This window comes from Stenotrophomonas sp. CASM106 (genome assembly GCF_049384825.1).
In the GTDB taxonomy this organism is placed as follows: domain Bacteria; phylum Pseudomonadota; class Gammaproteobacteria; order Xanthomonadales; family Xanthomonadaceae; genus Stenotrophomonas; species Stenotrophomonas muris.
In genome coordinates this window covers 147889-161068 of the sequence record NZ_JBMRFS010000005.1, presented here as the reverse complement: position 1 = coordinate 161068, position 13180 = coordinate 147889, and the positions used below count along the sequence as shown (strand labels likewise).

The 13180-nt window shown below is 67.7% G+C and carries 14 protein-coding genes; 8 read left to right on the top strand and 6 right to left on the bottom strand.

The window, feature by feature from the left end; genetic code table 11:
* The first annotated feature begins 174 nt into the window (after positions 1 to 174).
* The 3 genes from VG556_RS13945 (at position 175) to VG556_RS13935 (ending at position 2643) form a co-directional block, all read left to right on the top strand.
* On the top strand, positions 175 to 492 hold the full coding sequence (locus tag VG556_RS13945) for a DUF4156 domain-containing protein (protein WP_005407628.1): 318 nt from the start codon (positions 175 to 177) through the stop codon (positions 490 to 492).
* Between the two features lie 103 nt (positions 493 to 595).
* The gene (locus tag VG556_RS13940; RefSeq protein ID WP_014035559.1) at positions 596 to 1612 is read left to right on the top strand and encodes a 3-oxoacyl-ACP synthase III; all 1017 of its coding nucleotides are present in this window, start codon (positions 596 to 598) and stop codon (positions 1610 to 1612) included.
* Between the two features lie 140 nt (positions 1613 to 1752).
* Positions 1753 to 2643, top strand: coding sequence for an alpha/beta fold hydrolase (locus VG556_RS13935; protein WP_100450885.1), 891 nt, complete (start codon positions 1753 to 1755; stop codon positions 2641 to 2643).
* 111 nt (positions 2644 to 2754) lie between these two features.
* Here VG556_RS13935 and VG556_RS13930 read toward each other — a convergent pair whose 3' ends face one another.
* Complete coding sequence (locus tag VG556_RS13930) at positions 2755 to 3186, bottom strand: YkgJ family cysteine cluster protein (protein WP_029380125.1); 432 nt, start codon at positions 3184 to 3186, stop codon at positions 2755 to 2757.
* 104 nt (positions 3187 to 3290) lie between these two features.
* Here VG556_RS13930 and oleC point away from each other — a divergent pair, with 104 nt between their 5' ends.
* From oleC to VG556_RS13915, 3 genes are all read left to right on the top strand, one after another.
* Positions 3291 to 4949: an olefin beta-lactone synthetase gene (oleC, locus tag VG556_RS13925; protein ID WP_041862955.1), complete on the top strand. Its 1659-nt coding sequence runs from the start codon at positions 3291 to 3293 to the stop codon at positions 4947 to 4949.
* Entirely contained in the window at positions 4946 to 5938 is a 993-nt protein-coding gene (oleD, locus tag VG556_RS13920) for a 2-alkyl-3-oxoalkanoate reductase (RefSeq protein ID WP_032962229.1), read from the top strand. The genes oleC and oleD overlap by 4 nt, the downstream gene beginning before the upstream one ends.
* 81 nt (positions 5939 to 6019) lie before the next feature.
* Positions 6020 to 6175, top strand: a complete 156-nt coding sequence (locus tag VG556_RS13915) for a DUF1328 domain-containing protein (RefSeq protein ID WP_005407633.1) — start codon at positions 6020 to 6022, stop codon at positions 6173 to 6175.
* A 76-nt stretch (positions 6176 to 6251) separates the two neighbouring features.
* Here the strand turns inward: VG556_RS13915 and ddlA are convergent, their stop codons facing one another.
* Positions 6252 to 7346 (bottom strand): D-alanine--D-alanine ligase, encoded by a 1095-nt coding sequence (gene ddlA, locus VG556_RS13910; protein ID WP_100450886.1) that lies wholly within the window; start codon positions 7344 to 7346, stop codon positions 6252 to 6254.
* Positions 7347 to 7681: 335 nt separating this feature from the next.
* Between ddlA and VG556_RS13905 the strand changes: the two genes are divergently transcribed.
* Positions 7682 to 8317, top strand: a complete 636-nt coding sequence (locus VG556_RS13905) for a ubiquinone biosynthesis accessory factor UbiJ (protein WP_005420772.1) — start codon at positions 7682 to 7684, stop codon at positions 8315 to 8317.
* Positions 8314 to 9969: a ubiquinone biosynthesis regulatory protein kinase UbiB gene (ubiB, locus tag VG556_RS13900; RefSeq protein WP_014645548.1), complete on the top strand. Its 1656-nt coding sequence runs from the start codon at positions 8314 to 8316 to the stop codon at positions 9967 to 9969. Before VG556_RS13905 ends, ubiB begins: the two co-directional genes overlap by 4 nt.
* Positions 9970 to 10021: 52 nt before the next feature.
* Here ubiB and VG556_RS13895 read toward each other — a convergent pair whose 3' ends face one another.
* The 4 genes from VG556_RS13895 to VG556_RS13880 are packed head-to-tail and all read right to left on the bottom strand — an operon-like array spanning position 10022 to position 13154.
* Positions 10022 to 10807, bottom strand: a complete 786-nt coding sequence (locus tag VG556_RS13895) for a YaiO family outer membrane beta-barrel protein (RefSeq protein ID WP_100450887.1) — start codon at positions 10805 to 10807, stop codon at positions 10022 to 10024.
* Positions 10808 to 10811: 4 nt separating this feature from the next.
* On the bottom strand, positions 10812 to 11417 hold the full coding sequence (locus VG556_RS13890) for an acetyltransferase (protein ID WP_100450888.1): 606 nt from the start codon (positions 11415 to 11417) through the stop codon (positions 10812 to 10814).
* Positions 11404 to 12543: a glycosyltransferase gene (locus VG556_RS13885; protein ID WP_100450889.1), complete on the bottom strand. Its 1140-nt coding sequence runs from the start codon at positions 12541 to 12543 to the stop codon at positions 11404 to 11406. Before VG556_RS13885 ends, VG556_RS13890 begins: the two co-directional genes overlap by 14 nt.
* Positions 12543 to 13154 (bottom strand): PIG-L deacetylase family protein, encoded by a 612-nt coding sequence (locus tag VG556_RS13880; RefSeq protein ID WP_014645552.1) that lies wholly within the window; start codon positions 13152 to 13154, stop codon positions 12543 to 12545. Before VG556_RS13880 ends, VG556_RS13885 begins: the two co-directional genes overlap by 1 nt.
* Positions 13155 to 13180 lie beyond the last annotated feature (26 nt).

Here is a 13180-nt window from a genome sequence, read left to right as displayed (position 1 = left end):
GTAGTGCCGGCCGCTGGCCGGCAAACCCTTAAGGGGTCGGAGCCCCCTGCGAGGGATCCGACCCCTCCGCCGACCTGGGGTCGGATCCCCCGCAGGGGCTCTGACCCCGGCCCCGGCTACCCCCGATTCAGGCTGTTCAGGCAGAATCGCCCCATACCCTTCCAGGATCTGCCCATGCGCGTTCTGCTGCTTTCCTCCCTGCTGCTCACCGTCACTGCCTGTACCTGGGTGCCGATCGAACCGGCCGGCAAGGCGACCCGCGTGTTGCCGGCAGGTCCGGTTCCGGCCGGCTGCATCGCCAAGGGCGAGGTGGTGGTCACCGTGAAGAGCAAGGTCGGCTTCTACAACCGCAACCCGCTGCGCGTGCAGGAAGAGCTGGAAACCCTGGCCCGCAACGAGGCCCCGAGTGCCGGCGCCAACGCCGTACAGGCCGCCGCCGCGCCCGCCGATGGCAGCCAGCGGTTCGCCGCGTTCCAGTGCCCGCCGCGCTGAACGCTTCACCATACGGCCAAGCCTGAATTCGTAAAGATGCGGTGAAGGCCCCGGGGGTTATAGAATAGCGCCCCCTTTTGCCTGAGCCTTGGCGCTAACCTCGATGCTCTTCAAGAATGTCTCGATCGCCGGCCTGGCACACGTTGATGCGCCGCATACGCTGACGACCAAGGAAATCAACGAGCGGCTGCAGCCGACGTTGGATCGCCTCGGTATCCGCACCGACGTGCTCGGCGATATCGCCGGCATCCATGCCCGCCGCCTGTGGGACAACGGCGTGCTGGCGTCCGATGCCGCCACCATGGCCGGCCGCAAGGCGCTGGAAGACGCAGGCATCGATGCGACGCAGGTCGGCCTGCTGGTCAACACCTCGGTCAGCCGCGACTACCTGGAGCCGTCCACCGCCTCGATCGTGTCGGGCAACCTCGGCGTCAGCGACGAGTGCATGACCTTCGACGTCGCCAATGCCTGCCTGGCCTTCATCAACGGCATGGATATCGCGGCGCGCATGATCGAGCGTGGCGACATCGACTACGCGCTGGTGGTGGATGGCGAGACCGCCAACCTGGTGTACGAGAAGACCCTGGAGCGCATGACCGCCCCGGACGTCACCGCCGACGACTTCCGCAACGAGCTGGCCGCCCTGACCACCGGTTCGGGCGCCGCCGCGATGGTGATGGCGCGCTCGGAACTGGTGCCGGATGCACCCCGCTACAAGGGTGGCGTGACCCGTTCGGCCACCGAGTGGAACCAGCTGTGCCTGGGCAATCTGGACCGCATGGTCACCGATACCCGCCTGCTGCTGATCGAAGGCATCAAGCTGGCCCAGAAGACCTTCACCGCCGCGAAGATCGCCTTGGGCTGGGCCGTGGAAGAGCTGGACCAGTTCGTGATCCACCAGGTCAGCCAGCCGCACACCGCTGCGTTCATCAAGAACTTCGGCATCGACCCGAAGAAGGTCATGACCATCTTCGGCGAGCACGGCAACATCGGCCCGGCCTCGGTGCCGATCGTGCTGAGCAAGCTCAAGCAGCTGGGCAAGCTGAAGAAGGGCGATCGCATTGCACTTCTGGGCATTGGTTCCGGCCTGAACTGCTCGATGGCTGAAGTGGTCTGGTAAGCAGCCCGCTGCCCGACCTCCTGTAGAGCCGAGCCATGCTCGGCTCACGCGCGCAGCGCGGCTCTTCCGCAGCGGACCGGAGAGCAGCCGAGCATCGGCTCGGCTCCACATTGCGCCGCGACTCTCCCTAGGTGCTCCGCATGCGCGATCTTCCCGGTTACCCCGCCCACCCGAAGCGCTTCGAGGTACGCCCCGGCCTGTCGATGAACTATCTCGACGAAGGCCCGCGCGACGGCGAAGTGGTGGTGATGGTGCACGGTAACCCGTCGTGGAGCTATTACTGGCGCACGCTGGTCGCCGGCCTGTCGGACACGTACCGCTGCATCGTGCCGGACCACATCGGCATGGGCCTGTCGGACAAGCCCGATGACAGCCGCTACGAGTACACGCTGCAGTCGCGCGTTGACGACCTCGATGCGCTGCTGAAGCACCTGGGCATCACCGGCCCGGTGACCCTGGCGGTGCACGACTGGGGCGGCATGATCGGTTTCGGCTGGGCGCTGTCGCACCACGACCAGGTCAAGCGCCTGGTGGTGCTCAATACCGCCGCGTTCCCGATGCCGGCGGCGAAGACGATGCCGTGGCAGATCGCGCTGGGCCGCCACTGGAAGATCGGCGAGTGGATCATCCGCAGCTTCAATGCGTTCTCGTCCGGTGCCTCGTGGCTGGGCGTGGAGCGGAAGATGCCGGCCGACGTGCGCCGCGCCTACGTGTCGCCGTACAACAGCTGGGCCAACCGCATCAGCACCATCCGTTTCATGCAGGACATCCCGCTGTCGCCGGCCGACAAGGCCTGGTCGCTGCTGGAGCGGGCCGGCAAGGCGCTGCCGTCGTTCGCCGACCGACCGGCCTTCCTCGGCTGGGGCCTGCGCGACTTCGTGTTCGACGACCACTTCCTGAAGGGCTTCCAGGCCGCGTTGCCGCAGGCCCAGGTGCATGCCTTCGAGGACGCCGGGCACTACGTGCTGGAAGACAAGCACGAAGTGCTGGTGCCGGAGATCCGCGCTTTTCTGGACAAGAACCCGATCTGATCGGTGTGCCGACCAACGGTCGGCACCCACCCCTTCCTCTTCCGGTGGGTGCCGACCGTTGGTCGGCACACCCGAAGGGTTCATGAGGTTGCCGGCCAGCGGCCGGCACTACTACGCCGCGACCGGTGCCTGCGGCGGTGAGGACGGGCTGTTGCCGTTGTCGTCCGGGTGATCGTCGTCATTGTCGGCGTCATCGCGCCAGCGCCAGTCGGCCAGCGTCAGCGGGTCCAGGCCGTAGGCGATGCGTGCCTTGTCGCACTGCGGGCTGGCCTTGCCGTACTCCCACGATGCATCCACCTCACGGCACACGCTGGGCCGGTTGGGGTGGATGGTGCAGCGTGAGTACACGCCGATCTGCGCGTCCAGCGCCACGCAGCGCACCGGCTTGGAGTGGGTGCCGCGCATGCACAGGCGGTGCGGGTCCAGCACCTCGGTCAGCTGGTGCGGCACGCCGCCGGGGGTGACCTCGTCCGATTCCATCCAGTGGAAGGCCACGCGGTATTGGGTGCAGCAGGCGCCGCAGGTCATGCAGGGATGTTGCATGGGCAAGCCGCCTCGGGCGGCAGTCGGAATCAGGAACGAGGGTGCGGATTTTCCACGAAGTGGGCCGCCGCGCAAGAAATTCCGTAAGCGGCGACAATGAACGGATGAACCGACCCTGCAACATTGCCGCGCGCCTGCCTGAACTGGCGCGTGAACGCCCTGACCAGATCGCCATCCGCTGCCCGGGCCGCCGGGGCGCCGGCAACGGCATGGCCGCCTACGATGTCACCCTGGATTACCGCCAGCTGGACGCCCGCAGTGATGCCATGGCCGCCGGCCTGGCCGGCTATGGGATCGGCCGTGGAGTGCGCACGGTGGTGATGGTGCGGCCGTCGCCGGAGTTCTTCCTGCTGATGTTCGCGTTGTTCAAGCTGGGCGCGGTGCCGGTGCTGGTCGATCCGGGCATCGACAAGCGCGCGCTGAAACAGTGCCTGGACGAGGCGCAGCCGCAGGCCTTCATCGGCATTCCGTTGGCGCACGTGGCGCGGCTGGCGCTGCGCTGGGCGCCGTCGGCGACCCGCCTGGTCACCGTTGGCCGCCGCCTCGGCTGGGGCGGTACCAGCCTGGCTGCGCTGGAGCGCGCCGGCGCCAAGGGCGGGGCGATGCTGGCCGATACCGATGGCGAGGACATGGCGGCGATCCTGTTCACCAGCGGCTCCACCGGTGTGCCCAAGGGCGTGGTCTACCGCCACCGCCACTTCGTGGGCCAGATCCAGCTGCTGGGCAGCGCGTTCGGCATGGAAGCGGGCGGCGTGGACCTGCCGACCTTCCCGCCCTTTGCCTTGTTCGACCCGGCGCTGGGCCTGACCTCGGTGATCCCGGACATGGACCCGACCCGGCCGGCGCAGGCCGATCCGGCACGCCTGCACGATGCCATCCAGCGCTTCGGCGTGACCCAGCTGTTCGGCTCGCCGGCATTGATGCGGGTGCTGGCCCGGCATGGCCGGCCGTTGCCGACGGTGACCCGGGTGACCTCGGCCGGTGCGCCGGTGCCGCCGGACGTGGTCGCCACCATCCGCAGCCTGCTGCCCGCCGATGCGCAGTTCTGGACCCCGTACGGCGCCACCGAGTGCCTGCCGGTGGCGGTGGTCGAGGGGCGTGAGCTGGAGCGTACCCGCGCGGCCACCGAGGCCGGCGCCGGCACCTGCGTGGGCAGCGTGGTGGCCCCCAACGAGGTGCGCATCATCGCCATCGACGACGCCCCGCTGGCCGACTGGTCGCAGGCGCGCGTGCTGGCGGTTGGCGAAGTGGGAGAAATCACGGTGGCTGGCCCGACCGCCACCGACAGCTACTTCAACCGCCCGCAGGCCACGGCCGCCGCGAAGATCCGCGAGACGCTGGCCGATGGCAGCACCCGCATCGTCCATCGCATGGGTGACGTGGGCTACTTCGATGCGCAGGGCCGGCTGTGGTTCTGCGGGCGCAAGACCCATCGCGTGGAAACCGCACAAGGGCCGCTGTACACCGAACAGGTCGAGCCGGTGTTCAATACCGTGCCCGGCGTGGCACGCACGGCACTGGTCGGCGTTGGCCCGGCGGGTGCGCAGGTACCGGTGCTGTGCGTGGAACTGCAGCGTGGCCAGAGCGACAGCCCGGCGCTGCAGGAAGCGCTGCGTGCGCATGCCGCAGCGCGCACGCCTGAGGCCGGCCTGCAGCACTTCCTGATGCATCCCGCGTTCCCCGTCGATATCCGTCACAACGCCAAGATCGGCCGCGAGAAGCTCGCCGTCTGGGCCAGCGCCGAACTGGAGAAGCGCGCATGAAGATCCTGGTCACCGGTGGTGGTGGTTTCCTTGGCCAGGCGCTGTGCCGCGGGCTGGTCGAACGTGGCCACCAGGTGCTGGCGTTCAACCGCAGCCACTACCCGGAACTGCAGGCCATGGGCGTGGGCCAGATCCGCGGCGATCTGGCCGATGCGCAGGCAGTGCTGCACGCGGTGGCCGGCGTCGATGCGGTGTTCCACAACGGCGCCAAGGCCGGCGCCTGGGGCAGCTATGACAGCTACCACCAGGCCAACGTGGTCGGCACCGACAATGTCATTGCGGCATGCCGCGCGCACGGCATCAACCGGCTGGTCTACACCTCAACGCCCAGCGTGACCCACCGCGCCACGCATCCGGTGGAAGGCCTGGGGGCTGACGAGGTGCCGTACGGCGAGGACTTCCAGGCACCGTATGCGGCGACCAAGGCGATCGCCGAACAGCGCGTGCTGGCCGCCAACGATGTATCGCTGGCGACGGTGGCACTGCGCCCGCGCCTGATCTGGGGCCCGGGTGACCAGCAGCTGGTGCCACGCCTGGCCGAGCGTGCACGTCAGGGCCGCCTGCGCTTGGTCGGCGACGGCAACAACAAGGTCGATACCACCTACATCGACAACGCCGCGCTCGCGCATTTCCTCGCTTTCGAGGCATTGGCGCCGGGTGCCGCGTGTGCGGGCAAGGCCTACTTCATTTCCAACGGCGAACCGCTGCCCATGCGCGAACTGGTCAACCAGCTGCTGGCCGCTGTTGGCGCGCCGACGGTGGACAAGGCGATCAGTTTCAAGACCGCCTATCGCATCGGCGCGGTCTGCGAACGGCTGTGGCCGCTGCTGCGCCTGCGTGGCGAGCCGCCGCTGACCCGCTTCCTGGCCGAGCAGCTGTGCACGCCGCACTGGTACAGCATGGAGCCGGCCCGCCGCGATTTCGGCTATGTGCCGCAGGTCAGCATCGAAGAAGGGCTGCGCAGGCTGAAGGCTTCATCTGCTGCATAGATCGCCGTCACTGGTTGCACACCGCAGGATCGGGAGGATGGACCCACGCCATCCAAGGCTCGACCACCCGCGAGGAGCGCCATGCTGCATTACGCCATCATTTTCTTTGTCATCGCCATCATCGCCGCCGTTCTGGGCTTTTCCGGTATTGCCGGCGCCGCAACGAACATCGCCTGGATCCTGTTCGTGGTGTTCCTGATCCTTGCGGTGATCTCCATGTTCCGCAAGCGCGGCTAGCCGGTAGTGCCGGCCGCTGGCCGGCATCGCTTTCCGCAGAGTCGAGCCATGCTCGGCTCTGCGGGCGATCACAACGCTACGCGGCGCTGTGCAATCCGCGATCGGCTTCGTGACGCTCCAGTGCCAGTTCGATCAGGCGCGTAAGCAACGTCGTGTAATCGACTCCGCTGGCACCCCACAATTTCGGGTACATGCTGATGCGGGTGAAGCCCGGCAGCGTGTTGACCTCGTTGATGACGATCCCGCCGCCAGCAGTAAGGAATACGTCCACGCGCGCCATGCCGGCACACTCCAGCGCCTGGTAGGCCTGCAGTGCGATCTGCTGGATGCGCGCCTGGGTTGCGGCATCGATATCCGCAGGTACCACCACCTCGGCGCCAGTTTCGTTGATGTACTTGGTGTCGTAGGCGTAGAACTCGTCGTGCACCACCACCTCGCCGCACAGGCTGGCCTGCGGGTGCGCGTTGCCCAGTACCGCGCACTCGATCTCGCGGCCGACCACCGCCGATTCCACCAGCACCTTGTGGTCGTAGCGCAGCGCCAATGCCAGTGCCTCGGCGAAGCCCGCTGCGTCCTTGACCCTGCTCACGCCCACCGACGAACCCTGGTTGGCCGGCTTCACGAACAGCGGCAGGCCGAGCTGTGCGATCACCGCATCGACATCGACCGTTGCCGCCTGGTGGCGACGGATGCACAGCCACGGTGCCACCTGCAGGCCAGCGTCGCGCAACAGGCGCTTGGTCACGTCCTTGTCCATCGCCACTGCCGAACCCAGTACCGGCGAGCCGACGAAGGGCAGGTTGGCCATGCGCAGCAGGCCCTGCAGCGCACCGTCTTCGCCCAGCGGCCCATGCACGATCGGCAGCACCACATCGATCTGGCCCAGCGCGCTGGCCGGATCGGACGGCTGCAGCTGTGCCTGTTCCGCACCCGGGCGCACCGCCAGCGACTGGCCCGAGCGATGCAGCGCGATGCGCGACGGATCATCGGCGTTGATCAGGAAGGTGTCCGGCTGGTTCAGATGCCACTGGCCCTGCTTGTCGATGCCGACCAGCACCGGCTCGAAGCGCTCGCGATCAAGCGCATCGAGAATGTTCTTCGCCGACTGCAGTGAAACCTCGTGCTCGGAGGATTTGCCCCCGAAGATGATGCCGACCCGGGTCCGTGCCATGGGAATGCGATGTCCTGTGCGTTGCGTGGCCGTACAGCATGAACCTTCCATAGCCACCCAGGTGAGGCACAGATGAATCACCGGGCTGCCGGCTCGGGTAGCGGCCAACCATGGTTGGCCCCCTGACATCCAGCGCCGACCAAGGTCGGCATCTACCAACGCCAGATCCCATCAGCATTGGGGTCAGAGCCCGTTGCGCAGCAACGGGACCCACCCCGCCATCTCACGGATCGCCAGCTTTTGATGTTGATCTTGCCGGCCAGCGGCCGGCACTACCGCGGGTGCCGGGCGGCAGCCCGGCGCAAGCCCCCCACCCACGCAGGTAGAATGCGCACATGGCTCTTTCCCTGCTCAAGTCCCTCAAGCCGGTCGCTGGCCGCGCCCTGCAGATCGCCCTGAACCGCGCGCTGGCGCTGGATCCGGATACCCGCCATGCACTGGCCAGCCTCGATGGCCGGCACATCGACCTGACCCTGGAAGCGCCGTCGCTGGCGATGCGCATCAGCGTCGACGGCGACCAGCTGCGGGTGGGCCCGGTGGATGCGCAGGAAGCCGACCTGGCCGTGCGCAGCAGCCTGGCCGGTGTGCTGGCGCAGCTGCCGCTGCTGGCCAACGCACGGCGCGGCGAGTCCAATAACAAGGGCCGTGTACGCGTGGCCGGTGACGCCGAACTGGCGCGACGCCTGCAGCAGCTGGCCAAGGGCTTCGATCCAGACTGGCAGCAGCCGTTCGTCAGCGTGTTCGGCGAGGTACTGGGCGTGCAGGTGGCCAACACCCTGCGCAGCGCCCTGCAGCACGCGCGCCAGGGTGCGATCGATCTGGCCCACAGCGCTGCCGAGTTCATCACCGAGGAATCGCGCGACGTGGTACCGCGCGCCGAACTGGATGCCTTCCACGATGATGTGGACGTACTGCGTGATGACGTCGAGCGCCTTGGCGCGCGCGTCCAGCGCCTGCGGGGTGCCGCATGAAGGCCGTGCTGCGGGCAAGCCGCATCGGCCGGGTGATCCTGCGCTACCGCCTGGACGACCTGCTGCACGGCACGCCGGCTGAGCGCTGGCTGCGCCTGGCCAAACCGTTCGTGCCGCGTGCTTCGGCCGACATCGCTGTACAGTCGCGCGGTGCGCGCCTGCGCCTGGCGCTGCAGGATCTCGGCCCGATCTTCGTCAAGTTCGGCCAGATCCTGTCCACCCGCCGCGACCTGGTGCCGCCGGACGTGGCCAACGAACTGACCCTGCTGCAGGACCGGGTCAAGCCGTTCGACGGCGATACCGCGCGCCGCATCGTCGAGGAAGCACTCGGCCTGCCGGTCAGCGAGGCATTCGCCAGCTTCGATACCGAACCGCTGGCCTCGGCCTCGATCGCACAGGTGCATGCGGCCACGCTGGCCGATGGCCGCCAGGTGGTGGTCAAGGTGCTGCGCCCGGGCATCGAGAAGCAGATCGACGCCGACATCGCCCTGCTCAACTCGCTGGCCGCCCTGGTCGAGCGTACCCATCCGCGTGCCGACAAGATCCGTCCGCGCGAAGTGGTGGCCGAAGTCGAGAACACCCTGGCCGCTGAGCTGGACCTGCAGCGCGAAGGCGCCAATGCCAGCGTGCTGCGCCGCTTCTGGGAAAACAGCGACGACCTGTACGTGCCGGAAGTGATCTGGAGCCACACCGCCGAGCGCGCGCTGACCCTGGAGCGCGTGTGGGGCATTCCGTCCGATGACATCGCTGCACTGGACAAGGCCGGCATCGACCGCAAGGCGCTGGCCGCCAAGGGCGTGCGGGTGTTCTACACCCAGGTGTTCCGCGACAACTTCTTCCATGCCGATGCGCACGCCGGCAACATCTGGGTCGATACCGATCCGTCGCGTCGCGCCAACCCGCGCTTCATCGCGCTGGACTTCGGCATCATGGGCCAGCTGTCGCAGGAAGATCAGTACTACCTGGCCGAGAACTTCATGGCCATCTTCAACCGCGATTATCGCCGCATCGCCGAACTGCACGTGCAGGCGCGCTGGATGCCGGACAACGTGCGCATCGATGATCTGGAAGCGGCCGTGCGTTCGGTGTGCGAGCCGTACTTCACCCGCCCGCTGTCGCAGATCTCGCTGGCCGAAGTGCTGATGAAGCTGTTCCGCGTGGCGCAGCGCTACCAGCTGACCCTGCAGCCGCAGCTGATCCTGCTGCAGAAGACCCTGCTGAACATCGAAGGTGTCGGGCGCCAGCTGGATCCGCAGATCGACATCTGGGCGGTGGCCAAGCCGGTGCTGGCGAAGATCCTGCGCGAGCGCTACAGCCCGCGTCGGGTCGTGCGCGAGATCGGCAAGCGCTTGCCGGAAATCATGACCCACGCGCCGGACATGCCGCGCCTGGTACATGCCTGGCTGACCCAGCAGGTGGAGGGCCGCCATGAGCTGGCGATGCGCTCGCGCGATCTGGTCGCGCTCGATGCCAGCGTGCAGCGCCTGCAGAAACGCGCGGTCGGTGCGATCACCGGCGTCGGCCTGCTGGCCATCGCCGCACTGGTGTACGTGCTGCAGCCGCCAGGCTGGTACTGGGGCGACCTGCCGATGTGGAGCTGGGTGTCCGGTGCCGTCGGCGCGCTGGCGCTGGCGCGCGCGTGGTGGCGCTGAAGCCTGTTGATCGAGGGTCGGCGGCGTCACGCGCCGCCGACCGGCCACGGCTCTACCAGTGGTAGCCCAGGCCCAGGTGCGACTGCACGCTCTGGAAGCGGTCCAGGCGCGTCTTGTGCCAGGTCTTGCCAATGCCCATGTCCAGCACCAGATGCTCCCCCAGCGGCTGGCTGCGGCGCAGGAAGGCACGACGTGCATCGTGTTCGCGCAGCAGCAGCGGATCGGAATCGGCGGTGTAGCCGGAAGTACCGCTGCCCAGCCACAGCTGGGTCGAACCACCGCCCTGCGCATCCTTCAGGCGTAGTGACAGCGTGGTGCCATGGCCGTCGGGCCCATTGGACTGGCGATGCCGCTCGTGGCGCAGTGAGGTGGTCACGCGCGGGAAGTAGTGCGAGGCACCTACCGACCAGCCACTCACGTATGCGCCGGCATGGTACTGGGCGTACTTGCCGCCCACGCTCAGCACGGTCTGCGGTGCCACCTTCCACTGGAAGTCCTGGTTGAGCTGGCGGTTGACGAATACCGGGTCATCGTTGGAGGCGGTCAAGGCGGTGCGGGTCGAAAAGCGTGGACTCCAGCGCTGGTGCAGGGAGCCCTGCACCCGGTTGCCGCTGAAGCGCTTGCTGCCGTAGTCGCGTTCACCATGGGCCAGGCCCAGATGCCAGCGGCTGTCACCGCTGCGACCGGCCACATCCACGGTCTGTACGTCGCGCTTGCCGAAGCCATCGGTGTAGTCGGCATGATCCAGCTGCACCGAGACCCGGTCGATGCCGGCATGGGCGCTGGACACAGCCAGCAGCAGGGCGCACGGCAGTGCGCCACGGATGATCAATCGCATGGGGTTACTCCAGGGGTTGGGAATGCAGCGACTGCAGCAGCCGGTAGCGACCGGGCGGCAGGTTTCGTTCCACGGTGATGCGCGGGCCGAACTGGCTGCCCGGGGCGACGATGCGACCGGGCAGGATGATCACGCCGACGCCCAGCGCGGCACCTTCGCCGATCCAGGCGCCGAGCTTGTCGCGCTGGCTGTCGATGACGGTGTCGCCGATGTGGACGGTGACCGTTGCGCCATCCAGGCGATGGTTGCTGGTACGCACCAGCGCGCCCAGGTAGGCACGGGCGTCGACGCGGCTGTCGGCGATGAAGCACTGCGGGCCGATGCAGGCGCCGTCGCCGATCAGTGCGTTCTTCAGTTCACTGGCAAAGCCGATGTGCACACCGTCACCGATGTGCAGCGGACCGCGCAGCAGTGCGTTGTTGCCGATCAGGCAGTCGCGGCCGATCGATACCGGCCCGTGCAGCTGGGCGCCGTCGCAGATGCGGCTGCCAGCGCCGATCCGTACCTCGCCCCGCACGATCGCACGCGGCGAAACCTGGGCGCTGGAATCGACGTGGGGTGGCAGCGTCGATAGCGCGTCGGCCATGGCGGCGAGGTCATTCCACCACATGCGGATACCTGGTCGGCTTGTCGCGTGCCGGCTCGCGGCCGGTAAACAGCCCGGCCACGCCATGCATCAGCCAGATCGCATAGGCGAGCAGCACGTACAGCATCGAGAACGCGGCGGCAGGGACCAGCGACGCGCGGCGGTGGTGGATCGCACTGATCACCGCCAGCAACATGACGATGCCGATCCAGAACAACGGCATCACCGACAGGGCGAGGCCACCCGGCCCATGCAGCTGGGTCGCACCGAACCAGACCTGCAGCGTCAGCACGATGCCGGCAAGGGCAAGCAGCATCATCGGCAGGATGCTGAACACGCCGAAGCGGGTCAGCAGCAGGCCGCGATGCAGGCGCATGCATACCGCATAGCCGACGATCCAGCGTCGCCAGCGCCGCCATTCCTCCACCAGCGTGTTGCATTCCTGCGGGTAGACCACGCAGCGCACGCTCTGGCGGACACGGTAGCCCTGCGCGACCAGCGACCAGGACATGTCCAGGTCTTCGACGCGGGTGCGGTCGGAGAAGCCGACCTTGCGCAGCACCGAGGTGCGGAACAGGCCACACGAGCCGGAGACGATGAACGGTGCGCCGCCCAGCCATTGCTGGAAGCTGCGCTTGATGACGATCATCGGCAGCTTCAGGCTGGCGCGCACATGCGGCAGGAAGCCGGCACCCTGCAGGCTGGACGAGGGTACGCCACCGACCGCATCGGCACCGCGCTCGATCTCGTCCAGCAGGTGGCCCAGGCCATGGCCGCGCGGATCGATGTGGGTGTCGGCGTCGGTCAGGAACACCTGCTCGGCGGTGGCGTGCCGCAGGCCATGCATCAGCGCGCCGCCCTTGCCGGTGTTGGCCTGGTGCACGGCCACGAGGCGCCCGGGCCAGCGCGCCTGCAGCGCATCGAGTACCTGGGCGGTGTTGTCGGTGGAACCGTCATTCACGCAGATCACCCGTGCCACGTAGGGGTTCTGCAGCAGGCCGGTCAACGAGCGCTCCAGGCACGGCGCTTCGTTGTAGGCCGGCACGATCGCATCGATGCTGTACAGGCGCGTGCTGGGGCGACGCGAGGCCTGCACGCACACACGCACCAGGATGAAGGCACACATGGCCAGGAACAGCAGCGTTTTCATCACAGCACCAGCCGGTAGGGCACGAAGCCCTCACTGGGGCCGATGCCGATCTGCTGGCCGCGGAACTGCGCGTGGCAGCGCAGGTGGTCCTCCTGCATGTAGTGGCGATCGCCCTGGCTGGCATGCTCGCGCAATGCGTGGATCTTCAGATCCAGTTGTGCGCTGATGTCCTCGAACACCTGCGGTGCGAACTGCGGCAGGGTGCTGGGGCTCTCGTAGCAGAGGATCTGCGGGATGCTGCGGCAGGCGATGATTGACGCTTCATGGACGGTGCGATGGTCCTGGTGGTGGTCTTCGCCGCACATCGTGTAGACGCGATGCGGTGCGATCTGCGCGCAGGCCTGCTCGATCACCGCGACGATGTCGTTGCGGCAGGCAGGAAAGCGCGTATCCGGGAAATCCTGCTGGATCACCTCGGTCACACCCAGGCGGCGCAACGCGCGGTGGGATTCGTCGCTGCGGTCGATGCCGGCATGGCAGCCACGGCCACCACGGCTGAGCACCAGCGCATGGATGCGTGCACCGTCGCGGGCCAGCTTGGCCAGGCTGCCGCCGCAACCGAGCTCGATGTCGTCGGGGTGGGCGCCGATTGCCAGAATGTCGAGAACCATGGCCGTGTCCTTGCGGAAACCAATGA